General features: G+C 67.1%; 19 protein-coding genes. 16 read left to right on the forward strand and 3 right to left on the reverse strand.

What is annotated here, in order from left to right; genetic code table 11:
• Positions 1-34: 34 nt before the first annotated feature.
• The 9 genes from AC1ME3_RS01780 to AC1ME3_RS01820 all read left to right on the forward strand — a co-directional run bounded on the left by AC1ME3_RS01780 (position 35) and on the right by AC1ME3_RS01820 (position 7,918).
• A complete protein-coding gene (locus tag AC1ME3_RS01780) occupies positions 35-1,960 on the forward strand; it encodes a CocE/NonD family hydrolase (RefSeq protein ID WP_480954596.1) in 1,926 nt (641 codons plus the stop codon).
• Positions 1,961-2,145: 185 nt separating this feature from the next.
• Positions 2,146-2,319 carry a hypothetical protein gene (locus AC1ME3_RS01785; RefSeq protein WP_480954597.1) on the forward strand — a complete coding sequence of 58 codons (174 nt, stop codon included), beginning with the start codon at positions 2,146-2,148 and terminating at the stop codon, positions 2,317-2,319.
• Between the two features lie 122 nt (positions 2,320-2,441).
• Positions 2,442-2,771 carry a hypothetical protein gene (locus AC1ME3_RS01790; protein WP_056488860.1) on the forward strand — a complete coding sequence of 110 codons (330 nt, stop codon included), beginning with the start codon at positions 2,442-2,444 and terminating at the stop codon, positions 2,769-2,771.
• Between the two features lie 41 nt (positions 2,772-2,812).
• Positions 2,813-3,178, forward strand: a complete 366-nt coding sequence (locus AC1ME3_RS01795; protein ID WP_480954598.1) for a CsbD family protein — start codon at positions 2,813-2,815, stop codon at positions 3,176-3,178.
• Positions 3,179-3,182: 4 nt separating this feature from the next.
• On the forward strand, positions 3,183-4,715 hold the full coding sequence (locus AC1ME3_RS01800) for a PAS domain S-box protein (RefSeq protein WP_480954599.1): 1,533 nt from the start codon (positions 3,183-3,185) through the stop codon (positions 4,713-4,715).
• Positions 4,712-4,963, forward strand: a complete 252-nt coding sequence (locus AC1ME3_RS01805) for a hypothetical protein (RefSeq protein WP_480954600.1) — start codon at positions 4,712-4,714, stop codon at positions 4,961-4,963. Before AC1ME3_RS01800 ends, AC1ME3_RS01805 begins: the two co-directional genes overlap by 4 nt.
• Positions 4,964-5,001: 38 nt before the next feature.
• The gene (locus tag AC1ME3_RS01810) at positions 5,002-5,895 is read left to right on the forward strand and encodes a hypothetical protein (RefSeq protein ID WP_480954601.1); all 894 of its coding nucleotides are present in this window, start codon (positions 5,002-5,004) and stop codon (positions 5,893-5,895) included.
• Between the two features lie 171 nt (positions 5,896-6,066).
• A complete protein-coding gene (locus AC1ME3_RS01815) occupies positions 6,067-6,210 on the forward strand; it encodes a hypothetical protein (protein ID WP_156348916.1) in 144 nt (47 codons plus the stop codon).
• Positions 6,211-6,334: 124 nt separating this feature from the next.
• Positions 6,335-7,918: a phospholipase D-like domain-containing protein gene (locus AC1ME3_RS01820; protein ID WP_480954602.1), complete on the forward strand. Its 1,584-nt coding sequence runs from the start codon at positions 6,335-6,337 to the stop codon at positions 7,916-7,918.
• A 31-nt stretch (positions 7,919-7,949) separates the two neighbouring features.
• Here the strand turns inward: AC1ME3_RS01820 and AC1ME3_RS01825 are convergent, their stop codons facing one another.
• Positions 7,950-8,552, reverse strand: coding sequence for a TMEM175 family protein (locus tag AC1ME3_RS01825; protein ID WP_480954603.1), 603 nt, complete (start codon positions 8,550-8,552; stop codon positions 7,950-7,952).
• 309 nt (positions 8,553-8,861) lie between these two features.
• Here AC1ME3_RS01825 and AC1ME3_RS01830 point away from each other — a divergent pair, with 309 nt between their 5' ends.
• A complete protein-coding gene (locus AC1ME3_RS01830; RefSeq protein ID WP_480954604.1) occupies positions 8,862-9,704 on the forward strand; it encodes an alpha/beta fold hydrolase in 843 nt (280 codons plus the stop codon).
• A gap of 68 nt (positions 9,705-9,772) precedes the next feature.
• Here the strand turns inward: AC1ME3_RS01830 and AC1ME3_RS01835 are convergent, their stop codons facing one another.
• Both AC1ME3_RS01835 and AC1ME3_RS01840 read right to left on the reverse strand, forming a co-directional pair.
• The gene (locus AC1ME3_RS01835) at positions 9,773-11,122 is read right to left on the reverse strand and encodes a DUF3999 family protein (RefSeq protein ID WP_480954605.1); all 1,350 of its coding nucleotides are present in this window, start codon (positions 11,120-11,122) and stop codon (positions 9,773-9,775) included.
• On the reverse strand, positions 11,119-13,947 hold the full coding sequence (locus tag AC1ME3_RS01840) for a DUF2339 domain-containing protein (RefSeq protein ID WP_480954606.1): 2,829 nt from the start codon (positions 13,945-13,947) through the stop codon (positions 11,119-11,121). Before AC1ME3_RS01840 ends, AC1ME3_RS01835 begins: the two co-directional genes overlap by 4 nt.
• 341 nt (positions 13,948-14,288) lie before the next feature.
• Between AC1ME3_RS01840 and AC1ME3_RS01845 the strand changes: the two genes are divergently transcribed.
• The 6 genes from AC1ME3_RS01845 to AC1ME3_RS01870 all read left to right on the forward strand — a co-directional run bounded on the left by AC1ME3_RS01845 (position 14,289) and on the right by AC1ME3_RS01870 (position 23,756).
• Positions 14,289-15,479: a glycosyltransferase family 4 protein gene (locus AC1ME3_RS01845; RefSeq protein WP_480954607.1), complete on the forward strand. Its 1,191-nt coding sequence runs from the start codon at positions 14,289-14,291 to the stop codon at positions 15,477-15,479.
• Between the two features lie 180 nt (positions 15,480-15,659).
• The gene (gene glf, locus AC1ME3_RS01850; RefSeq protein WP_480955887.1) at positions 15,660-17,858 is read left to right on the forward strand and encodes a UDP-galactopyranose mutase; all 2,199 of its coding nucleotides are present in this window, start codon (positions 15,660-15,662) and stop codon (positions 17,856-17,858) included.
• Positions 17,855-19,927, forward strand: a complete 2,073-nt coding sequence (locus tag AC1ME3_RS01855) for a glycosyltransferase (protein WP_480954608.1) — start codon at positions 17,855-17,857, stop codon at positions 19,925-19,927. Before glf ends, AC1ME3_RS01855 begins: the two co-directional genes overlap by 4 nt.
• Entirely contained in the window at positions 19,920-21,020 is a 1,101-nt protein-coding gene (locus AC1ME3_RS01860) for a zinc-dependent alcohol dehydrogenase (protein WP_480954609.1), read from the forward strand. Before AC1ME3_RS01855 ends, AC1ME3_RS01860 begins: the two co-directional genes overlap by 8 nt.
• Positions 21,017-23,275 carry a glycosyltransferase family 4 protein gene (locus AC1ME3_RS01865; RefSeq protein WP_480954610.1) on the forward strand — a complete coding sequence of 753 codons (2,259 nt, stop codon included), beginning with the start codon at positions 21,017-21,019 and terminating at the stop codon, positions 23,273-23,275. The genes AC1ME3_RS01860 and AC1ME3_RS01865 overlap by 4 nt, the downstream gene beginning before the upstream one ends.
• A 100-nt stretch (positions 23,276-23,375) precedes the next feature.
• Complete coding sequence (locus AC1ME3_RS01870; protein ID WP_235524733.1) at positions 23,376-23,756, forward strand: hypothetical protein; 381 nt, start codon at positions 23,376-23,378, stop codon at positions 23,754-23,756.
• The last annotated feature ends 3 nt before the right edge of the window (positions 23,757-23,759 follow it).

The following is a 23,759-nucleotide window of genomic DNA, read 5'->3' on the forward strand; positions in this document are numbered from 1 at the left end:
TAGCTTCGCCCCAACGCTTCCGGAGCCCTTCGCCATGTCTGTCAAATTCGTCCTGCTCGCCTCGATCGCCCTCGCCACCACTGCAATCGCGCAGGACAAGACCGCGCCGGTCGGCGGCGACATCCCCGCCAAGTTCGTGCCGCCGACCGCCGCGCAGGACTACGTGAAGCGCGAGGTGATGATCCCGATGCGCGACGGGACGAAGCTCTACACCGTCATCGTCTATCCCAAGGGCGTCGCAAACGCGCCGATCGTGCTCACCCGCACACCCTACAACGCCAAGGGTCGCGCGAACCGTTCGGACAGTGCGAGCATCCTCGCCACGCTGCCGCTCGCCGACGAGATGTTCGTGAAGGCGGGCTATATCCGCGTCTATCAGGACATCCGCGGCAAATACGGCTCGGAGGGGGAATACGTCGTCACACGCCCCGTCATCGGCCCGCTCAACCAGACCAAGGTCGATCACGTCACCGACGCGTACGACACGATCGACTGGCTGGTGAACAAGGCGAACCTCCCCGAGAGCAACGGCCGCGTTGGCATGATCGGCTCGTCCTACGAGGGCTTCACGGTCGCGATGGCGCTGCTCGCCCCACACCCCGCGCTGAAGGTCGCCGCGCCCGAGAGCCCAATGATCGACGGCTGGATGGGCGACGACTGGTTCCATTACGGCGCGTTCCGTCTCGCCAACATCGCGTGGCTCGGCAGCCAGACCGGCTACAAGGGCGCGGGCAAGGCGCCATCTACCGGCGGCTACGACGATTACGAGAATTTCCGCGAGGTCGGCTCGGCCGGCGACTGGGCGAAGAAGTCCGGCTACGACCAGCTTCCCTATTGGCAGCGGATGGTGTCGCACCCTGCCTATGACGGCTTCTGGCAGGACCAGGCGCTCGACAAGCTGCTCGCCGCCAACCCGTCGAACGTGCCGACGATCTGGGAACAGGGCCTGTGGGACCAGGAGGACATGTACGGCGCGATCACCGCATGGGAGGCATTGAAAGCCAAGGGCAAGCTCGGCAACAACCACCTCGTGATGGGTCCGTGGCGCCACAGCCAGATCAACCGCGAAGGCCGCAGCCTCGGGCCGTTCCAGTGGAATGGCGACACCGCACAGCAATTCCGCGAGGACATGCTGCTCCCCTATTTCAACCAGTACCTGAAGGATGGCGCGCCCGTCACGCTGCCCGCCGCGGCGATCTACAACACCGGCGAGAACCACTGGGACAAGTTCGCAACGTGGCCGCTCGCGTGCGAGACGGGATGCACATCGCCGCTCAAGCCGATCTACCTGCAGGAGGGCGGTGCGCTCGGCTTCGGCAAGGCGGCGACCGGCGGTGACAGCTATGTCTCCGATCCGTCGAAGCCCGTGCCGCATTTGCCGCGCCCGGTGAACTTCGGCGACGGCCGCTGGGGCGATTGGCTCGTCAGTGACCAGCGCGGCGTCGATGGCCGTCCCGACGTGATGACCTACACCACCGAGGCGCTGACCACGCCCGTCCGCGTGTCGGGCGCGCCGATCGCCGACATCTTTGCCAAGACGACCGGCACCGACGGCGATTTCGTCGTCAAGGTGATCGACGTCTACCCGGCGGAGAACGCGAGCGATCCGAAGATGGGCGGCTACGAGCTGCCGATCAGCCTCGACATCTTCCGCGGTCGCTATCGCCAGAGCTTCGCCAAGCCGACGGCGATCCCGGCGGGCAAGGTGCAGGAATACAAGTTCCGCCTCCCGACCGTGAACCACGTCTTCCAGCCGGGCCACAAGATCATGATCCAGGTCCAGTCGAGCCTGTTCCCGCTCTACGACCGCAACCCGCAGACGTTCGTGCCGAACATCTTCCTCGCCAAGAAAGCGGACTATAAGGCGGCGACGGTCACGATCGTTCGCGGCGGAACATCGGCGAGCGCGGTCTGGTTGCCGGTCGTCCCGCTCGACCAGTCCGCGGCAATGGCCAAGTAATCGATCGAACCAGGGCGACATAAGGACGGCATCGTCGCCCGGCCAACTCGGCCGCGGCGGCGTCCCTGCAGCGTCGTGCCCCCTGACGCCAGACTGATCATACTACCGCATCGCCTAGTCGTTTCCGATCACGCGCGGCCGCCTGCAATTTCGTACTGAAGGCGCAGGTTACCAAAGGCAATGCCATGACGACGGATCAAGACGACACCCGCTTCCCCGCCGACGATAGCGACGATTCGAGCTATTTTCAGCGTCGAGCCGAGTGGCATGAAGGCCGCGCCGAAGTCGCCGAGGATTCGAGCACACGGTCGCTGCATCTGCGGTTCGCGCGGCTCTATGCGGCGCGCGCGACGTCCTGATATGGTACATTACAGCTAGTAGTCCTACACAAAACTACCAGGAACCAAGTAGTTACTGCTAGGTTTATGCGTCCAGTCCCGTCGCGATACCCCGCGTGCGGCAAGATACTGGAGCTGCTCACATGAAGCGCATGACGTCCGCCACCGGGGCCTTGGCCCTGCTGGCGTCCATTGCCGGTTGCGCCGCGCCCGCGACGCGCATTTCGTCTGGGCTCCAGCGCTATGGGCTCGATCAGTCGCGCTCAGATTGCGTCGGCGGTCGGCTTCAGGCGAACCTCTCGCTCGGTCAGCTGCAGCGTCTCGGCAAAGCCGCCGCCGCGTACCGTCAGGGCGACACCACGCCCGGCGTGCTCACCCCGTCCGATCTCATCCGCGTCGCCTCCGAACTCCGCGATCCGAAGATCGCGCTGGAAGTCGGCAAGGCCGCCGCGGGCTGCGGCGTGCTGCCGTAACCCGAGCCTTCTCCACCCAATTCCAAACGTAAGGATCTGACATGAACAAGGACGAATTCCAGGGCGGCGCCCGCTATGTCGGCGGCAAGGTCGAGAAGGCCGTTGGCGATACCGTGAACAGCCGCGACTGGCAGGTCGACGGCGTCGTCGACCAGGTCGCCGGCGGTGCGCAGAACCTGTACGGCCGCGCCAAGTCGGCGATCGAGGATGCCGTCGACGGTGCCCCCGAACTCGCCGACAAGATCGGCAGCGAGGCGCGAGAAGCCGGCGATCGTGCCGCCGACGCCGCTCGTCGTGCGGCCTCGACCGCGCAGGCATCGGCCAAGGACGCGCCCGTCCTCTGGGCGCTCGGCGCCGCTGCGGTCGGCTACGGCCTCGCATGGCTCGTTCACGGCCAGCGCGACTGATCGCATGACCGTGGCGCCGCCCCTCAAGTCGCTTCGTGACTCCCCCGATCTGCGCCACCTGCGCCAGATCATCGCGGGGTTGGACGAAGGCGTCATCCTCGTCGATCCCGACCAGGACATCCTGTGGGCCAACACGGCCGCACTCGGGATGCACGGGGTCGACTCGGTTGAGGATCTTGGTGCCACGGTCGACGATTACCGCCAGCGTTTCCAGCTGCGCTACCGGAACAACCACAAGCTCAATGACGCCGATTACCCGATCGAACGGGTCGTCTCGGGCGAGGCGTTCTCGGAGGTCGTGGTAGAGGTCGCGGTCGCCGGCGAGGACGAACCTCGCTGGGTGCATCAGGTGCGCAGCCTCGTCCTGACCAACGACGAGGACGAGCCCGAATGCCTCGTCATGATCATCCAGGACGTGTCCGCACAATTCGAGGCGGAGGATCGCTTCGAACAGTCGTTCAACGCCAACCCGGCGCCAGCGGTCATCTGTCGGCTGTGCGATCTCCGTTTCGTGAAGGTCAACCAGGGCTTCATCGACATGACCGGGCACGACCGCGACGCCGTCCTGTCGCGCACGGTATACGATATCGACGTCCTCGAACGCGGCGAGAAGCGCGATCTCGGCAAGCAGCGCCTCGCCGAGGGCCGCACCATCCCGCAGATGGAGGCGGAGCTCAGCCTGCCCGACGGCGAGACCAAGCTCGTGATCGTCGCTGGCCAGCCGATCGACATGGGCGAGCAGCCGTGCATGCTGTTCACCTTCGCCGACCTCGAACCGCGCCGGAAAGCCGAAACGCAGCTGCGTCATAGCGAGGAGCGCTTCATGCGGACCTTCTCGCTCGCACCCGTCGCGCTCGCGATCGGCGCGCGCGACGGTCACCGGCTGTGCGACGTCAACGAGGCTTTCACCAGCCTCACCGGTTATTCCTCGGCGGAGATCATCGGTCGCCCGCTCGGCGACGTCGACCTGTGGGAAACGCCCGCGCTGCGCCATGCGATCGAGGCCGACATCGACGCCGGCCTACCGATCCGCGACCGCGAAGTCCGCATCCGCGGGAAGGACGGCGACGTCATCGACTGCATCGTCTCGACCGAACCGATCCAGCTCGACGACGAAGCCTGCGTGCTGTGGGCAATGCGCGACATCAGCACGCGTAAAGCGTCCGAGCGCGAACTCGTCAACGCGATCGAGGCGGTGATGAAGGACACGAGCTGGCTCAGCCGGTCGATCATGGAAAAGCTTGCGCGGATCCGCACGCCGAACGCCGAGCCGGTCGGCGTCGGGCTCGACGAACTGACGCAACGCGAGCGCGAGGTGCTGGCGCTGATCTGTCGCGGGCTCGACGACAAGTCGATCGCGCGCACGCTCGACGTCTCCAGCAACACCGTGCGCAACCATGTCGCGCGGATTTATTCGAAGATCGGCGTCAACCGTCGCAACGCCGCCGCCGCCTGGGCGCGCGCGCGGGGGTTCGACGGCGATTCCATCCCGCACGCGCTCCACACAAAATCGCCCTCGAAGGAGCTCGCAGCATGACGCGCGACAAGGACAAATCGGACCAGGACGAAGCCCGCACCCGCCAGGCGAAGGGCTCCATCCAGGAGGCGATCGGCAAGATCATCGGCGACCCCGCGATCGAAGAGCGCGGCTCGCAGGAAAGCGAAACTGGCGCACGCGACGCCAAGGCCGACGAAGCCTCCAAGGCTGGCAAAGCCTCGAAGGCCGGAACCGCGAAGGCCGACAAACAGATCGACACACCCATCGATAGGCACGGCAAAAACTGACGCCGTCCCTCGAATTTCGTGAATAACAGGAGTGAATTATGGCTAACCATGTAAATCCCGGCGTCCTGCCGACGGACGACTTCCGTCGCGTGAAGACCCCGACCCGCATCTCGTGGGGCGCAATCTTCGCCGGCGTCGTCATCGCCATCGCGATTCAGCTGGTGCTCGGCATCCTCGGCACCGGCATCGGCCTCAGCCTGGTCGATCCGGTCGAGGGCACGACCCCCGGCGCGACCGGCTTCGGCATTGGCGCGGGGATCTACTGGATTATCACGACGATCATCGCACTGGGCGCAGGCGGCTATGCCGCAGCACGCGGCGCCGGCGTGCATGACCGGTTCGACGGCCTGATCCACGGCCTGGTCGTCTGGGGCGTCACCCTGATCCTCACCATGTACCTGCTCACCTCGGCCGTCGGCGGCATCATCGGCGGCGCATTCCGCACCGTCGGTTCGGTCGCATCGGCAGCCGGCACCGGCATCGGCGCAGCAGCCCCGAAGGTTGCCGACGTCGCCAATGTCGACGTCACCGACGTTCGCGCCGAAGCTGCTCAGTATCTGTCGGACGCACCGTCGGATCCCGCGCAGATGACGCCGGAGCAGGCGCAGAAGGAAATCGCCAAGGAACTGCCAGCACTCGCAAAGGGTGGCCAGGACGGCGCACAGGCTGAAAGCCGCATCGTCGACATCGTCGCGGCCCAGCGCAAGATCAGCCGTCCGGAGGCCCAGGCCCAGGTGACGCGCGCCAAGGCTCAGTTCGTCCAGACCAAGAACAAGACGATCGAGACCGCCAAGTCGGCGACCGACACCGCCGCCGGTGCAGCCGCAGGTACGTCGTTCATGATCGTGATCGCGCTGCTCATCGGCGCTGCCGCAGCAGGCTTCGGTGCGACCACCGCCGCCCGCCGCCGCGTCTACACCGACGCCGCCTGATACGGCCGATCGGTTCGTGTAACGGGCGTCGTCCGCGTAACGGGACGGCATCCCATTCGGCGAACGGCCGCGCAATCGCGCGGCCGTTCGTTCGTCAAACAGGTTACATCGTCGCTGCCGACCGGGTAAGGACCCGCGGCGAGGACCTGATAGAAATCCAAGGGTACCGAGATGACCACGTCGCAACAGGATCGCCGTTCGCTTCGCATTGCCATCGTCCGCGCGTTGCAACTTGCCGACGCCCAGGACGACCATCTCGTGGCGGCCTTGCTGGCGCAGGCGCTCGACGCAGCCGAGAACGAGCTGTCCGAATAAGATACCCATGGTGCGTGCGCGCCACGAACATTTTATAATGAATGCCGTCGGCCGCTCGTCAATTGAGCGGCAAAACGCGCCTCCGTGGGTTGGCTGATCGCGCCAAGCCTGCGATGGCAGCATCATGAATTCTCACGGAACACTGCTCGAGCCCGGTCGCAACTGCTGGCGGATCGAACCTGCAAAGCAGGCCACCGTCATCGTCGACGCCGACGATTATTTCAAAGCCGCCCGCGCGGTGATGATGAAGGCCAAGAAGCAGATCCTGCTCGTCGGCTGGGATTTCGACGCGCGCATCCGCTTCGGTGGCGGTGACAGCGGTGGGGACGACGACGATGGCGGTCCCGAGCGCGTCGGCGAATTCGTCACCTGGCTTGCACGTCGCACGCCGGGGCTCAACATCCACATCCTCCGCTGGGATACCGGCGCGATCAAGACGCTGTTCCACGGCCAGACGCTGTTGAGGATCGCCAAGTGGATCCGCGACCCGCAGATCCATCTGCGGCTCGACGGCCATCATCCCCCCGCCGGCTCGCATCACCAGAAAGTGGTCGTGATCGACGACGACGTCGCGTTCTGCGGCGGGATCGACATGACCGTCGACCGCTGGGATACGCGCGCGCATGCCGACGACGAACCGCGCCGGATCGAGCCCGACGGCTCGCCCTACGGTCCTTGGCACGACGCAACCACGATCCTGCAAGGCCCGGTCGCGCGCGCGCTGGGCGACATGTGCCGTGGCCGCTGGGAAGTGTCCGGCGGTGGCGCACTGGAGCCGGTGACCGACGGCGCCGACTGCTGGCCCGATCATGTGAAGGCCGATTTCACCGACGTCGAAGTCGGCATCGCGCTCACGATCCCAGAAATGGCCGAGCAGGAGCCCCGCCACGACATCGAGGCGCTGTACGTCGACCTGATCGCGCGGACGAAGCGCTTCTTCTACGCCGAGAGCCAGTATTTTGCCTCCCGCAAAGTAGCCGAGGCGATCGGCAAGCGGTTGCGCGAACCCGACGGTCCTGAGTTCGTGATCGTCCACCCGACCACCGCGGAAGGCTGGCTCGAACCGATCGCGATGGACTCCGCGCGTGCACGACTGGTCGAGGCCTTGCACGAACAGGATCCGCATAACCGGCTGCGGCTCTATCACCCCTTCACCGCGGGTGGGCAGCCGATCTACGTCCACGCCAAGGTGACGGTGGTCGACGACGAAGTGCTCCGCGTCGGCTCGTCCAACTTCAACAACCGCTCGCTGCGGCTCGACAGCGAATGTGACGTCGTCATCGATGCCGCGCGCGATCGCAACGCCGGTGAGCGCAACACGATCGCCAGCATCCGCAACGGCCTGCTCGCCGAACATCTCGACACCGACGTGGCGACGATCGAGACGTCGATCGCGGAGACCGGCTCGCTGATCGAAACCATCGAACGACTGCGTGGCGACGGCCGCTCGCTCCGCCCGTACGAGGTTCCCGAACTCGACTCCGTGCGCGAGTGGCTGGCCGACAACAAGATCCTCGATCCCGAGGGTCCGGGCGAGATGTTCGAGGGATTGTCGGGCCGCAAGCCGCTGCTCAAGAACCTACGCCCGCACCTCCACCGCGCCGACGGCAGCATCTCGCCGGTCATGGCCGCAGTCGCGGTCGGCGGCACAGCGGCCGGCCTCGCGCTGGTCGGCACGATGCTATGGGGCCTCCGCACCAGGAAATGATGCGCGAATCCTCCCCCCTCGGGGGGAGGACTCAGCCCCGCAACTCATCCTCGAACGCGCGTACGATCCGCCGGTCGGGGATCAGCCACAGCGCAACCACCCCCACGTACAACGCGATCGCGAACCAGCGCCTCACGAACGCGAGCGGCACGCCGGTAAGATAGAGCGCGATGCTGCCCCACCCCTTCCAGTCCGAACCGATCGCGCGCGCGACCGCCGACTCCTTGCCGTTGCAGGCGATAATCGCGCGTTCGGTCAGCGAATAGCCGATCGCCGCGAGCGTCAGGACGATGCCGTACGCTGCCGTCGCCCCCGCCGCGAACTCGCTCTCGTCGAGCCAGCGGATCACGAACGGCACCAGGCTCAGCCAGAACAGCAGGAACAGATTCGCCCACATCACGCGCCCGTCGACGCGCTCGACAGCGGAAAACATGTGGTGGTGATTGTTCCAGAACAGCCCGACGTTCACGAAGCTCAACACATACGCCAGCAGCACCGGCGCGCTGCCGATCAACGCGTGCAGGTCGCCCGTTTCCGGTACCTTCAGTTCCAGCACCATGATCGTGATGATGATCGCGACCACGCCGTCGGTGAAGGCCTCGACTCTCCCCGGCCCCAGTCGTCGTCCGCTCATAGCCGCCCCCCGCCAGCTCTCACCGTGAGCTTGGCCACAATAAGAAATGTGAACTCAGTATCTTGCAATAAACCGGCTCGGTCTCGGCCGTTGCGATACTATGACCTATAAACGATCGACCGATCTGTCCTAGTCCGATCCGGGCTTTAACATCGCGTCTCGGCATGTCATTCATCCGACGACGCAGTTTCTGTTTGCCAACTGTAGACGCAATAAGCGCCCGGCAGATCAGGAAAACCTGTGTTCGGAGAGACTTGACCCTGAATCGCACGCTTCCTTGCACTTCCATGACAAGACGGAGTTACCGAAATGAGCAGCGGCTTCATCAAGACCGAAGACGGCGTCGACATCTTCTACAAGGATTGGGGACCGAAGGACGCGCAGCCGATCGTGTTCCACCACGGCTGGCCCTTGTCGTCGGACGACTGGGACACGCAGATGCTGTTCTTCCTTGCCGAGGGCTACCGCGTCGTCGCGCATGATCGCCGCGGGCATGGCCGCTCGTCGCAGGCCGAAACCGGCAACGACATGGACCATTATGCCGCCGACGCCTCCGCCGTCGCCGAGCATCTCGACCTGACCAACGCGGTGCATATCGGCCACTCGACCGGCGGCGGCGAAGTCGCCCGCTATGTCGCGCAGTTCGGCCAGCCCCAGGGTCGCGTCGCCAAGGCCGTCCTCGTCAGCGCGGTCCCGCCGCTGATGCTCAAGACCGACGCCAATCCCGGCGGCACGCCGATCGCGGTATTCGACGGGTTCCGCAAGGCGCTCGCCGAGAACCGCGCGCAGTTCTTCCTCGATGTCGCATCGGGGCCGTTCTACGGCTTCAACCGTCCGAACGCCGTCGTCTCGGACGGCGTCATCCGGAATTGGTGGCGGCAGGGCATGATGGGCAGCGCGCTCGCGCATTACGACGGCATCAAGGCGTTTTCGGAGACCGACCAGACCGCGGATCTGGAGGCGATCACCGTGCCGGTGCTGGTGCTGCAGGGCGATGACGACCAGATCGTCCCCTATGAAGACGCCTCGCTCGTGCAGGCGAAATTGCTCAAAAACGCGACGCTGAAGATCTACAAGGGCTTTCCGCACGGCATGCTGACGACGCACGCCGAGGTCCTCAACCCAGATCTGCTGGCGTTCGTGAAAAGCTGACCACCCGCCACGACCGGCCCGCAGCGTGATCTAAATCCCGCTGCGGGCCGTTCCCTTGGAGCACGACCTCAGCTCGGATCGCGCGGTGCTTGCGTCGCCTGTTGCCGCCACAGCATCCACGCCACCCCGGCCAGCACTGCCGTCGCCGCAAGCAGCACCGCCCACAGGACGACATTCCGCGTCGGCGCCCCCGCATCGCCGAGCGCCGACAGTGTCACCGTCGCGGACGGCACCGACACCAGGTGCGCTTCCCCCGGCCTGCCCTGTCCATCGGCAAGATCGGCGGACGACAGGAACACGTCCTTCGGCGCAGCGCGCCCGGCCGCCAGCGTGAACGGCGCGGTGCCGCTGGCGAGGAAGATCACGCCGCGGTCCGCAAAGCCGATCCGCAGACGCGGCGCGACGGTGAACCCCGCACTGCGCGCATCGGCCTCGATCCGGATCGCACGCGGCGCGTCGCCGGACAGCGTGATGTCGCGCCCGCCATCGCTGCGCGCGACCCCTTGCCCCAGCAAGGTCCAGGGCTGCTCGCGGTCGTCCCGCCCCAATATCCGAACCGGAACGACGCCATCGCCCTCGACCGGTATCACCCGCAAGCTCGCCATCGGCGTCGCGAACGGCACCGCGAAATCGACGACACGCGCGTTACCGGACGTCGGCGCGGGCGCCTGAGCCTCGACCGTTTCCGACGCCGCCGCACCGTCGGGCCGCACGTCGAGCACGGCGCCACGGATCGCGACCGGCGCTAGCAACCGAGACCCCGCGCTCCACGTGATCCGCAGATACTCCCGCGTCACGGCGGCATCGTCCAACGCGACGATCGACGACCGCACCGCCTCGCCAGCGCGCCGATAGACCGTCGCCTCGCCCAACCGCCGCCACTCGCGCAGGTCCGCGCTGGCCTCGACCGTCAACGTCACCGGCTGGCCGACCGGCAAGTCCGCGGCAACCGCAACCCGCTCGACCGCGCCCGACACGCCCCGCGCATCGAGCAGCACGCCGAGCAGCACGGGCGCGCCGCCGGCGGCAACAGGCTCGCCGCGCACTTCGGCAACCTGCGCCGCCCCGCGCCCATCGAGCCTCAACGACACGCCCGACACCTTCAGCGCATCGGGCGCGCCCAGGATCGGCATCGGATCGAGCGACACATGGCCGACCACCGCGGACGCGCCTGCACGGGCGATCGGCATCGCCCGCCCCTTCGCATCGAACACGCGCACATCATGCCCGTCGCGAGTCTGCAATCCTGCCAGCACCGCGGCCGGCAACGCCAGCCGCTGGACTTTCGCGCCCGCCTCCACCGACAGCGGCAGGCGAAGCGCATAGCCGTCCGGCTCGCCATCCGACCCCGCTGGCGCCGCACCGACCAACAGTACCGCGCCGACCAGTGCGCCCAACCGCCACCGAACCCCGCTCATGCCACCGCCCCGCGCTTCGTATCATCCGGCGCGACCTTGGGTGGCAGCGGCGCCAGATACCCGACCAGCAGCATCAGCATCCCGACCGCGATGAAGGCGATGATCCGCGCGCCGCCGCCGGTCGCGTACAGGTCGACCACCAGCAGCTTGACGACGGTCGCGCCCAACAGGCTCGCCCCCGCCAGCCAAAGGCTGCGCGTCGCACGCCGATGCGCGACGACCATCAGCGTCAGTGCGATCACCGTCCACAGGATCGCGATCCCGGTTTCTACCAGCGCATTGCCGAGCAGCGTATCCGCCTCCCATGCGACGCCCGCCAGATGATGCGCCGTCCGCAACCACGCACCGTTCGCCGCAACGAAACCAAGCGCGGCGATCGGCAGCCAGATGCGCTTGCTCGCCAACAGTGCCGCGCCCGCCGGTACAATATCCGCGGCGAGCACCGTACGCCGCCACAGCAACAGCACACCCGCCGCCAGCGCGACCATCACGTCGACCGGGTTGAGCACCGGCACGAACGGCAACGGCGCGGTATCGCCCGACGAAAACAGCGCGATTGCCGCGGCGCCACTGAAGATGCCCAGCGCGATCGGCACCGCCGCCGTCCACGCATAGTGCAGGGCATGGCGATCGAGCGGCCAACGCGTTGCAGCCCGGTCGCCGCGCAACGCGGGCCCCGCCCACAAGGTGAGGCCCGCCAGGACCGCCACTGCGCCGGCCAGGAACGTCACCTCGTTCCACGCAGTCGACCACAGTGCCGCGCGATCGATCCCGTACCACAGCATGTCGGTGAGCAGGACCACCGCCAGCCAGACGCCCGCGACATGGCTTGCCGACGCCACCGCCCGCGTGCCCGGTGTCTCGACGCCGTCACGGTCGCTGCGGAACAACATCCAGCCATGCACCGCGAGCGCGACGATCCACAGGAAACAGCCCGGCGACGACAACACCGTCCCGCCCCGATCGGCCTGCGCGACGAAGCCGATCCACAACGCGCCCACGCTCACGCGCGCCGGCCACGCCGCGACCGGCCAGTCGCGACGCCGCGCGATCGTCTGAAACGCCGCTGCGCTGACCAGATACGCCAGCATTGCCAACAGGATCTGCACGTTCGTCGAGAACACCGGCACAGGCGACAGCGATCGCTCGACCGCCGGATGAAGTCGCGTCGCCTCCATCAGCCAGCCGATCCACCACGCCGCAAACCCGGTCAGGAACGCTGGCGTCGCGATTACCGCCTCGCCCCGCGCATAGGCCCGCGCAAGCCGCGTCTCCCCAGGCGCGATCGTCTCCCGCGCGATCGTCTCCCGCGCGAACCACGCCGTCGCGAACCAGCCGAGCGCCACCAGGATCGCACCGACGAACGCCGGATTGGCGAACGGCAACGCCGCGATATTGTCGTCGAGCGTGCCGAGATACAGCAAGGTCGCGACGACCTGCAGCGCCAGCCCGAACAGCCGCGGCATCCAGCGTGCCTGCCGCATCCCGACCCAGAACGCGCCCGCGCCTTCCAGCGCCCACGCCGCCGAGGTCCAGCGCGCGCCCAGCGCAAGCGGGATCGCCATCGTGACGAAGCCGATGCCGATCGCCAGCATCGCCTCGTTCATCACGCGCAGCCCCTCTTGCTGTCCCCCACGCTGTCGACGCCGCGCCACCAGCGAGACACCCATATACAGTGCAGCAAAGCCCAGTGCCGCAAACGCGCTGCCGAACGGCCGGTCGCCGATCAGCGCGACCTCGAGCCCGAACCCCGCCAGCGCCGGCCCGAACAACAGCGTCGTATCGACCGCATTGCCGAACTTGCCCGGCGTCGCCCGCGTATAAAGCACCGCGGTCACGACGTAGATCAGCACCGAGACGATCAGGAATATCTGCGCGATCAGGAAATGCTCGGGCCGATACGCGGTCGCGCCCCACAGGCTCGCAATCCCGAAGGTCGCGAAGAACCCGACCAGGTTCAGCACGCGCCATGTCCGCGCCCGCGCGATGAACAGGATCGCGAGGTTCAGGATCGTCCCGTACCCGAACAGGCCGAGCGCATTGCCGCCCTCCCCGCCCAGCAGTAACGGCACCGCGAACCCGCCCGCGAACGCCGTCACCGCCAAGGCCTGCGATCGCTGCAACAGCGCCAGCGCGCAACCCAGCGCGCAGACCGCGATCATCAGCACGAACGCCGCGGACAACGGTACAAGGTCGTAGAAGCGCGCCGCCCCGAACAGCGTCAGATAGATGATCGCGACGCCACCGCCCTGCAACGCCAGCGCGAAATCCGGACGCTTGGTCCGTGTCCGAAAGCCGATGCCGAGCAGCGCGATGCCGAACAGGCCGACCACCGCGAGACGGAACTCGATCGGGAACAGCCCCGCCGCCGCCGCATAGCTGGCGAGGAACGACAGTCCGACGAACAGGATGACGAGCCCGAGCCGGACGATCGTGTTGCCGCCGAACAGCCAGCCGCGCGCGGCCGCCACGCCGCTCGCCAGCCAGCCCGGCTCACGCGGTTCGGCGGGCGCAGGTACAGACGCAGGCGCACGATCACCCGAAGGCGGTGAGCGCCAGCGCCTGTCCGCTGCCGCTAGGCCGTCCGTCGCGGTATCGAAGTCGGTCGGTGCTTCACGTTGCGATACGACCTCCGGTGCAACCGTCGCGATCGACGGCTCGGCGACCAACGGCTCGATCGAGCGCGGCGTAGTGCGGACCTCGGGCGCATCGGCGACACCGTCCCCACGATAACGCGGCGCGTCCATCAGTTCGTTGACGTGGGCCCGCAACAAGGCGACCTCGGCGCTCAGTACCGCCGTCTCGCGCACGATCTCGATCCGCATCGCCCGCCGCAACGCCCAGCCGATGCACAAGCCAACCGCCCCGCCCAAGAATAAAGCGGTTTCTGAAAAGCTTCCGAGCACCCAGCCGAGCAAAGCGCCGACTATCGCCATCCAGATTAGCATCGTTCGCGCTGCCCCCGCCTAGTCATCGCCCCACCTACTCATGGACGTCTTTGCACTAACATGGCGCAAGCCCCGCCGCCGGTCGAGCGTGATTGCGAATACGCGCGCCGACTAAATTTAAGCTGCATGATCCCGTTTCTCGATTTCGCCCGTTAAGTGCCTGCCCTGCAACGAAAGGGTGCAAGACCAGGGGAGATACCGATGCAGGGGATGCGTGGATGGTGGCGTTGAGCGAACGGCGATCGGTCGTCGTCATCAGCGACTGGGTCGACGGCTGGCCTCCCGCGGATCCCTCCGCCGCAACGCCTCTTCGCGACGGATCGGCATGGCGCGCGCTCGATCCCGCGAGCCGACCTTGGACGGGTGCCGCCGACCACCGCGAGCCTGTTACCGGCGGGTATCTCGAACGCCTTCCACTCGCGCTCGTCGCGGCCGGCATCGTCGAGCAGGCCGAGATCTGGCATCACTGGCGCGGCGAAGGCGACCCGCCATTCCACCGCGACAGCCCGGTGCTCGCGCGCCGCGCCTTCCGCCTCGACCACGACCACGCACCGTTCGCCTCCTCCGAGATGATCGACTTCGTGCGGACTTTTGGCGCGCCACACATCCTCGTCGTGTTCGGGCTAGGCGTCGCGCCCGAACTCCTCGCGCTCTGTGCGAACAGCATCATCCTCTACAATTCGATCGACGCGCCCTCGTTGCGCGTGCCGCCCGAAGTCAGCGAGTATTTCGATCTCGTCATCACCGGCGCGCAGTGGCAGTCGGACGAGGTCGAGGCGCGCCACCCTGGCATGCGCACCGCGATCCTGCCGGTCGGTCCCGAATTCGCCGCGATCGACCAGTTCCGCCCGCTCGGCACACCCAAGGACGTCGACCTCATCTACGTCGCCGCGGCGCAACCGTATAAGCACCACGACATCCTGTTTGACGCGCTCGCGCAACTCAAGCGCGACGTCCGCGCGCTCTGCGTGTTCGGATACGGCGAGGATGCCGACGCACTCCGCCAACGCGCACGCGACCAGAACCTCTCGATCGAGTTCGTCGGACCACCGGGCGTGCCTGTCGACGAGGTCAACCGCCTGATGAACCGCGCCAGGTTCGGCGTCGTCTGCGGCATCGACGACGGCGCGCCGGCGATCCTTACCGAATACATGCTCGCCGGCCTGCCGGTGCTCGCCAACGCGGGATTACGCTGCGGATTGCAGTTCATCCTGCCCGAGACCGGCATGACTGCTTCGACGACCGGGTTTGCCGATGCGATCCTTACAATGCGTGAAACCTACGCCGAATTCCGGCCCCGCGACGCCGTATTGGAGCGTTGGACTTGGCAACATAGCGTTGTGCGTTTGGGTGCGATTATCCAGCAAATACATGATGCAAAGCAATTACATTTGCATAGTCAGGTCTGAGGCGTGGGCTTAGGTTCGATCAACAACGCGGATGACCGCGGATTCGCGGATTGGAAGAGCGTGCACGGTACCGGACCTACTCCCACCCTCGCCACGACCGACGATACGAGCCCGCCGCCGCCGCTGATCTGCTTCTCGCATCTCCGCTGGGATTTCGTCACGCAGCGCCCGCAGCATCTGATGAAGCGGTTCGCACAGGCCCAGAGCGTGTTCGTCTGGGAAGAGCACATCCCCTGCGACCATCCGCTGCCCTTCCTAGAACACCACCCGTTTCCCGCCGACAACGTGATCGCACTGCGCCCGCGGCTCCCGCATTGGTGGAACGCCGAGCAGATCGAGGCAGGCTTGCGACAACTCCTCGACATGCTGGTCGCGACGAGCATTCGCGCAAAGCCCGTCCTCTGGTTCTACACGCCGATGATGCTCCCATTCGCCGAGCATCTGGACGCCGCCGCGGTCGTTTACGACTGCATGGACGAGCTGTCAGCGTTCCGCTTCGCCGACCCCGCCCTGCTCGATCGCGAAGCCCGCTTACTCGCGCGCGCCGACCTCGTCTTCACCGGCGGCTACAGCCTCTACGAAGCCAAGCGCGGTCGCCACCGCGACGTCCACGCCTTCCCCTCGGCGGTCGACGTCGCGCATTTCGCCCAAGCCCGCGCCGGTAATGTCGAACCCGAAGACCAGCGCCATATCCCCGGCCCGAAGCTCGGTTTCTTCGGCGTCATCGACGAACGCATCGACCTTGCCTTGCTCGACGCGGTCGCCGCTCAGCGACCCGACTGGTCGTTCGTGATGATCGGCCCGGTCGTGAAGATCGACCCCGCGCACCTGCCACGCCGCGCCAACATCCACTGGCTCGGCGGACGCGGTTACAACGAACTCCCGGCATACCTTTCCGGCTGGAACGTCGCGCTCATGCCCTTCGCGATCAACGCCGCGACGCGCTTCATCAGCCCGACCAAGACGCCCGAATATCTCGCCGGCGGCCTGCCCGTCGTCTCGACACCGATCGTCGACGTGATCCGCCACTATGGCGACGCAGCAGCCGTCTCGATAGCTTCCGACGCGTCAACGTTCGTCACCGCGTGCGAGGCCGCGCTCGCCCTCCCCCGCGAAGGCGCATGGCGCGACGAAGCCGATCGCCTGCTCGCCACGCAATCCTGGGACCGCACGCAAACCGCCATGGCCACCGAGATCGACCGCGTCTTAAACGGTAAAAAATACGCTCCCACCCCGAAACGCGAACGCTACGACACGCTGATCGTCGGCGCAGGGTTCGCCGGCGCGGTCCTCGCCGAACGCCTGGCCAGCGACAGCGGCCAGCGCGTCCTCGTCGTCGACCGCCGCCCGCACATCGGCGGCAACGCGTATGACGAGCACGACGCGGCCGGCGTGCTGATCCACCGCTACGGCCCGCACATCTTCCACACCAATTCCGCCGACGTGTTCGACTACCTCTCGCGCTTCACCGAGTGGCGCCCGTACGAACACCGCGTTCTCGCCAGCGTCGACGACAAGCTCGTGCCGATGCCGATCAACCGCACCACGCTCAACGACCTTTACGGCCTGTCGCTCGAGAACGACGCGGAAGCTGCCGCCTTCCTCGCCAGCCGCGCGGAATCGGTCGAGGCCATCCGCACCTCCGAAGACGTCGTCGTCGCCGCGGTCGGCCGCGATCTCTACGAGACGTTCTTCCGCGGCTACACGCGTAAGCAATGGGGCCTCGACCCGTCCGAACTCGACCGCGCCGTCACCGCGCGGGTGCCGACGCGCACCTCGACCGACGACCGCTATTTCACCGACACCTTCCAGGCGATGCCCGCCAACGGCTACACCCGGATGTTCGAGGCGATGCTCGACCACCCCGGCATCACGCTCGATCTCGGCGTCGAGTATCGCGACGTGATCGACCGCGTCGACGTCGACCACATCGTCTTCACCGGCCCGATCGACGAGTATTTCGACTTCCGCTTCGGCAAGCTCCCCTATCGCAGCCTCCAGTTCCACCACGAAACGCACGACGTCGCGCAGTTTCAGCCCGTCGCGGTCGTCAACTATCCGGACGAAGCCGTGCCGCAGACGCGCATCACCGAGTACAAGCATCTGACCGGCCAGCTCCACGCGAAGACTAGCATCAGCTACGAATTCCCAAGCGCGGAGGGCGATCCCTATTACCCCATCCCCCGCCCCGAAAACCAGGCGCTGTTCAAACGCTACGAGGCTCTAGCCGATGCCGAAGAGGGCGTGACCTTCGTCGGCCGGCTCGCGACCTACCGCTACTACAATATGGACCAGGTCGTCGGCCAGGCGCTCGCCACCTATCGCCGCATGGTCGCAAAGTCGGCCGTTCTCGAAACCCCCGTGATGGCCGCCGAATGACCCGCATCTGCCTGCTGACCGACAGCCTCGCCCCGTCCGGCGTCGGCGCGCACATGATGACGCTGGCGGAGGGCCTTGCAGGCGACGATGTCGTCGTTGCGGGACGTCCTGCCACCGGGTTGCTCGAACGCGCCGCCGCCAAGGGTTTCGCGGTAAAAGTGCTCGACGACGATGCAGCACTGACGCGCTGGATGCGGCGATCCGCACCGGATATCGTCCATGTCCATGCCGGGATCGGCTGGGAAGGCCATGCCGCGGTCCGAGCCGCGCAGGCCGCGGGCGTACCCGTCGTCCGCACCGAGCATCTTCCCTATCTGCTGACCGATGCGGCGCAGTGCGACGAGCACCGCGATACGGCGTCGGCGCTCGCGCGGCTGATCTGCGTCTCGGATGCGGTTGGCGCCAGCTACCGCGCGGCGGGTGTCGATCCCGCGCTGGTCGAGACGATCCACAACGGTGTCGGCCCGCACCGGCCGTCACGGTCGCGCGCGGCGTTGCGCGGCGAATGGGGTGTCGTCGACGCGCCGGTATTGCTGATGGTCGCGCGCCTTGCCGAGCAGAAGGGCCACGCGCTCCTGCTCGACGCGCTGCCCGCAATCCGCGCCGCGCACCCCGACGTCATCGTGCTGCTTGCCGGCGAAGGTCCCCTCCTCACCCAGACCGCACGCACCATTGCCGCCAGAGGGCTGGCCGGCACCGTCCGCATGCTAGGCACCCGCAGCGACGTCGCCGACCTGATGACGCTCGCCGACCTGCTCGTCCTCCCCTCAGCATTCGAAGGCCTGCCGCTGGTCGCGCTCGAAGCGATGGCCGCCGGGCTCCCCGTCGTCGCCACCGTCGCACCCGGCAATGCCGAAGCGATCGAGGACGGCGTCACGGGTCGCCTGACCGCTCCGGACCCGGCCAGCTTCGCCGATGCGATCGTCACGCTGCTCGCCGACCGCGACAGCCTGAAAACAATGGCCAGCGCCGCGATCGAGCGCCAGCAGGACCTATTCTCGGCCGATCGCATGATCGCCGACACCCGCGCGGTCTACGCCGCCGTGCAAGACCAGACAGATAGACAACCAAAGGGAGACGGCGTGGAGCGGACACGGATCGGGTTCATCGGCGCAGGCGGCATCGCCAATCGCCACTTCGGCGTTCTGGAGCAGTTCGACGACGTCGCGATCGTCGCGGTCGCCGACGTCGACATGGCGCGCGCGACCGAAGCCGCCGCCCGCTTCGGCGCGCGCGCGTTCAACGATGCCGCGGCGATGCTGGCCGCAGTCGACCTCGACGCGCTCTACATCTGCGTGCCGCCGTTCGCGCACGGCGAACCCGAACGCCTAGCGATCGAGCACAAGCTCCCGTTCTTCGTCGAGAAGCCCGTCGCGCTCGATCTCGGCACCGCGGAGGACGTCGCAGCCGCAGTCGACCGGCTCGGCCTCGTCACCGCGGTCGGCTATCACTGGCGCTATCTCGACACGGTGGACGAGGTGAAGGCGCTCCTCTCGGCAACCCCCGCACGCCTCCTCTCCGGCTATTGGCTCGACTCCACGCCGCCGCCGCGCTGGTGGTGGAAGAAGGACGCGTCGGGCGGCCAGATGCTCGAACAGACGACGCATCTCGTCGATCTCGCGCGCTACCTCGTCGGCGACGTCGTCCGCGTCTACGGCCAGTCGGGCCATATCGACCGCGCCGCCTTCCCCGGTCTCGACGTCGCCACCACCAGCACCGCGATGCTCACCTTCGCCAGCGGCGCGATCGCCAATTTCGCGTCCACCTGCCTGCTCAACTGGAACCACCGCGTCGGCCTGCACCTCTTCGGCGAAGGCCTCGCGATCGAACTGACCGATCGCGACGTGATGATCGACATCGGCCGCGGCCGCCCGGTCCGCGGCACCGGCAGCGATCCGGTCGTGCTCGAGGATCGCGACTTTATCGACGCGGTCCGTGGGGGCGAGAACCGAATCCGCTGCCCCTATCCCGCCGCGCTCGAAACGCTCCGCCTCGCGCTGGCGATCGAACGCTCCGCCGTCGAAGGCCGCGCGATCGACGTCCGCGAGCGGGAGGTGATCCATGTCTGAGTGGCGCCACGTCCGCTCGCTCGGCGTCGAACGTCCCGGCCAAGCCTATTTCTTCGGCTATGACGAAGCGCCCCCAGGCGACGGCCAGGTCCGCCTCGACCTGCTCTACACCGGGTTCTCCGCCGGCACCGAGCTCACCTTCGTCAAGAACAGCAACCCGTATCTCCACTCGCGCTGGGACGCAGGCCGTGGCGTGTTCGTCCCCGGCGAACCGAGCGCGCACTACCCCGTGCCGTTCCTCGGCTACATGGAATGCGCGCGCGTCAGCGACAGCCGGGTCGACGATTTCGCCAACGGCGACGTCGTCGGCACGGTGTTCGGGCACAAGACCGGTCACACCGCAGACCCATTCAACGACCTGCTGACCAAGCTCCCGCCCGAGCTCGATCCGATCCTCGGCATCTATATCGGCCAGATGGGTCCGATTGCCGCCAACGGCATTCTTCACGCAGACGTCGAGCTACTCGGACCCAACGTCGTCAACCTCGGCGACGGCATCCGAGGCCGCCCCGCTTTGGTATTCGGCGCAGGCATCGTCGGGATGTTGACCGCCCTGTTCGCGCAAGCCGCCGGCGCGAGCGAAGTCGTGATCGCCGACCCGTCCCCCTTCCGCCGCCTGCGCGCCGAATGCCTCGGCATCACCGCGATGACCGAGGATCAGGCATGGGCCTATGCCAAGGCACGCTGGCTCCACGGCGGCGACGATCGCGGCGCGGACGTCGTGTTCCAGACCCGCGCCGACGCCGCCAGCCTCCACGCCGCGATGCGCGCGCTGAGACCGCAGGGCACGGTGATCGACCTCGCCTTCTACCAGGGCGGCGCGGACCGGCTCCGGCTCGGCGAGGAGTTCCACCACAACGGCCTCAACCTCCGCTGCGCCCAGATCAACCGCGTCCCCCGCGGGCTCGGCTTCCAATGGGACCGCCGCCGCCTTGCGAACGAGACGGTAAAGCTGTTGCTCGCCCGCGGCCCCGAGATCCGGGCGCAACTCATCACGCATGTCGTGCCCTATGACGACGCCCCCGCCTTCATTGCGCGGCTGGTCGGCGAGCGGCCCGAATTCCTCCAGATCGTCTTCAAGGTCGGCGATTGAGCACCGCACTCACTGCCGACGCCCGCCCGATCCGCATCCTGTTCGTCTTCGCCTGGCTCGTCGTCGGCGGCGAGGAGACGGAGGTGCGGCTGCTCGCCCAGGCGCTCGACCCGACGCGCTACCGGATCGAGGTCGTCGCGTGCTTCCGAAAAGACGGCATGCCAGAGCAGACGCACGCGCAGTTGGAAGCGATCGGCGTGCCCGTAGATCGCACACCCTACGCGCTCGGCTTCGACGAGACCGTCGCCTACCTCGCGAGCAAGCTGCCCGCGTACGACGTCGTCGTCTCGTGCCAGAACGTCGCCGACATATATCCCGCGCTCGAACGGATGCACCTCCGCCCGCCATTGATTGAGCATGGCGGCCTCGTCTCCGAAGCGCTCGCCGGCCCCAAGCATTTCACCGCGCGCTATGTCGGCGTCTGCGCCTCGATCCGCGACGCCGCCGCCAGCCGCATGCCCGGCCGCGAACACCACGCCGTCGAGATCCCGTCGATGGTCGACACGCGCGCCTTCGACCCCGCGCGCCGCGCGCCGGTCCGTGCGACACTAGGGATCGCCGAAGACGTACCGCTGATCGGCTGGCTAGGCCGACTCGACCCGAAGAAGCGCGTCGAGGACTTCATCGAGGCCGCGGCCCTCGTCCACGCCAGACACCCCCGCGCGCGCTTCGTCGTGATCGGCGGCCCCGACGCCTTCATCCCCGAATACGCCGCCGCCCTCCGCAACCGAGCGCGCGCACTCGGCCTCGACACCGCCCTGACCTTCCTCGGCGACCGCGACGACGTGCCCGACCTGCTTGCCGCGCTCGACATCTTCGTCTGGCTCTCCCGCGGCGAAGGCATGCCGCACGTCATTGCCGAAGCCGGCGCCGCCCGCCTCCCCGTCATAGCAACGCAAGACAACGGCTCGGAACAACAGATCGTCGACGGAGTCAGCGGCCTGTTCGTGCCCCACGAAGACCCGTCCGCGGTCGCTACCGCCATCACGAAACTCATCGAAGACCCGGCACTCCGAACCCGCCTCGGCACTGCCCTCCGCGCCAAGGTCGACACTGACTACGCCATCGCCGCCGTCGTCCCCCGCTGGGAAACCCTGTTCGCCGAAGTCCTTTCCGACCGGCCGCCCCTACCCCACCCAACCGGACTCTTCCGAAGCTTCCTGCAAGGCGGCTTCGAATCTTCCACCCACCGCCGCGCGCACGACCGCAAGCGCGTCGACGTCATCGCCGCAAGCCATCACGACACCCTCGCCGCGCATGATTACAGCGAACTCGCCAAGCTCGGCATCCTGACCGTCCGCGACGGCCTGCGCTGGCATCTGATCGAGCGCGAACCCAGCATCTACGACTGGTCCAGCCTCGATCGCCAGCTAGACGCCGCCAAGGCGATCGGCACCGAAGTCATCTGGGACCTGCTCCATTACGGCTGGCCCGACGACATCGATATCTGGACGCCCGCCTTCGTCACCCGCTTTGCGGCCTTCGCCGCCGCCGCCGCGCGCCATATCGGCCCGGCCGCGCCCGGCGAGACCCGCTTCTATGCCCCCGTCAACGAGATATCGTTCTTCGCCTGGGGCGGCGGCGACGCAGCCTACCTCAACCCGTTCGCCCGAGGCCGCGGCTACGAACTCAAGGTCCAACTCGCGCGCGCCTCGATCGCCGCGATGGAGGCGATCCTCGCGGTCGACCCCGCCGCAAGGTTCGTCCACGCCGACCCGGTCATCAACGTCATCACCGACCCCGCCCGCCCGAACGACGCCCCCGCCGCCGAAGGCCACCGCCTCGCGCAATACCAGGCGTGGGACATGATCGCGGGTAAGGCCTGGCCCCAGATCGGCGGCCGCGCGCCATTGCTGGATATCGTCGGCGTCAATTTCTACCACAACAACCAGTGGATCCACGGCGGACCACCGCTAGCCTACGACCATCCCCTCAGCCGCCCGCTCCACGCGATCCTCGCCGACGCCTACGCCCGCTACGGCCGCCCGATCTTCATCGCCGAAACCGGTATCGAGGGTAGTGCCCGCCCCGCCTGGCTCCGCATGATCCTGCGCGAGGTGAAGATCGCCCAATCGCTCGGCGTGCCGGTCGAGGGCGTGTGCCTCTACCCGATCCTAGACCACCCCGGCTGGGACGACGATCGCTACTGCCCCAACGGCCTGCTCGCCTGCTCGCCGGTCCTCGCGGACCGCGTGCCGAACGCCGCGCTTGCCGACGTCATCCGGCAGGCGGAGGGGCTCGATATCCTGCGTTAACTTGGGCCCCGATACTGATCGAAGTCGATACGATCGAGGGGACATTTCCGCCGCCACGTCGCGTTGACGATTGCCAACAAGGCATGCGGAGAGAGATCACATGGCCATTAAATTTGCAGGAACGATGAACGCGATCAATCGCGGGCTCGACGCGACCAAGCCCACCAAGGGTGCCGACATGGTCGAGGATTGGGAAGCCGCGCTGGCCGATACCGACGTCTCCGGCGCCAAGGGCATCCTTCGCGATCTCGGCTCGCTGCGCAAGCAGTTGGAGAAGGACACGCCCGACGCCGACCGCGTCCACGCGCTGCTCCACCGCCTCGGCACCGCGACGACCAAGATCGCCGACAAGGCCGACAAGTCGCAGGACAAGCTGAAGGCCCTCGGCGAGGCACTGACCGAAGCCGGTGAGGACGCACCGGACGAGGAAGAGGACGTCGCCGCCGCCGCCGCTCCCAAGCGCGCGCGCAAGAAGGCCTGAACG

This window comes from Sphingomonas sp. BL2 (assembly GCF_056680015.1).

What these genes read in the sequence shown, in the direction of transcription:
- AC1ME3_RS01825 (WP_480954603.1), bottom strand. Translation starts at nt 8,552, where the DNA reads ATGAGCGGACGACGACTGGGGCCGGGGAGAGTCGAGGCCTTCACCGAC.
- AC1ME3_RS01810 (WP_480954601.1), top strand. Translation starts at nt 5,002, where the DNA reads ATGGCTAACCATGTAAATCCCGGCGTCCTGCCGACGGACGACTTCCGT.
- AC1ME3_RS01845 (WP_480954607.1), top strand. Translation starts at nt 14,289, where the DNA reads ATGGTGGCGTTGAGCGAACGGCGATCGGTCGTCGTCATCAGCGACTGG.
- AC1ME3_RS01800 (WP_480954599.1), top strand. Translation starts at nt 3,183, where the DNA reads ATGACCGTGGCGCCGCCCCTCAAGTCGCTTCGTGACTCCCCCGATCTG.
- AC1ME3_RS01815 (WP_156348916.1), top strand. Translation starts at nt 6,067, where the DNA reads ATGACCACGTCGCAACAGGATCGCCGTTCGCTTCGCATTGCCATCGTC.
- AC1ME3_RS01855 (WP_480954608.1), top strand. Translation starts at nt 17,855, where the DNA reads ATGACCCGCATCTGCCTGCTGACCGACAGCCTCGCCCCGTCCGGCGTC.
- AC1ME3_RS01820 (WP_480954602.1), top strand. Translation starts at nt 6,335, where the DNA reads ATGAATTCTCACGGAACACTGCTCGAGCCCGGTCGCAACTGCTGGCGG.
- glf (WP_480955887.1), top strand. Translation starts at nt 15,660, where the DNA reads ATGAAGCGGTTCGCACAGGCCCAGAGCGTGTTCGTCTGGGAAGAGCAC.
- AC1ME3_RS01785 (WP_480954597.1), top strand. Translation starts at nt 2,146, where the DNA reads ATGACGACGGATCAAGACGACACCCGCTTCCCCGCCGACGATAGCGAC.
- AC1ME3_RS01830 (WP_480954604.1), top strand. Translation starts at nt 8,862, where the DNA reads ATGAGCAGCGGCTTCATCAAGACCGAAGACGGCGTCGACATCTTCTAC.
- AC1ME3_RS01805 (WP_480954600.1), top strand. Translation starts at nt 4,712, where the DNA reads ATGACGCGCGACAAGGACAAATCGGACCAGGACGAAGCCCGCACCCGC.
- AC1ME3_RS01870 (WP_235524733.1), top strand. Translation starts at nt 23,376, where the DNA reads ATGGCCATTAAATTTGCAGGAACGATGAACGCGATCAATCGCGGGCTC.
- AC1ME3_RS01780 (WP_480954596.1), top strand. Translation starts at nt 35, where the DNA reads ATGTCTGTCAAATTCGTCCTGCTCGCCTCGATCGCCCTCGCCACCACT.
- AC1ME3_RS01795 (WP_480954598.1), top strand. Translation starts at nt 2,813, where the DNA reads ATGAACAAGGACGAATTCCAGGGCGGCGCCCGCTATGTCGGCGGCAAG.
- AC1ME3_RS01840 (WP_480954606.1), bottom strand. Translation starts at nt 13,947, where the DNA reads ATGCGGATCGAGATCGTGCGCGAGACGGCGGTACTGAGCGCCGAGGTC.
- AC1ME3_RS01835 (WP_480954605.1), bottom strand. Translation starts at nt 11,122, where the DNA reads ATGAGCGGGGTTCGGTGGCGGTTGGGCGCACTGGTCGGCGCGGTACTG.
- AC1ME3_RS01860 (WP_480954609.1), top strand. Translation starts at nt 19,920, where the DNA reads ATGTCTGAGTGGCGCCACGTCCGCTCGCTCGGCGTCGAACGTCCCGGC.
- AC1ME3_RS01790 (WP_056488860.1), top strand. Translation starts at nt 2,442, where the DNA reads ATGAAGCGCATGACGTCCGCCACCGGGGCCTTGGCCCTGCTGGCGTCC.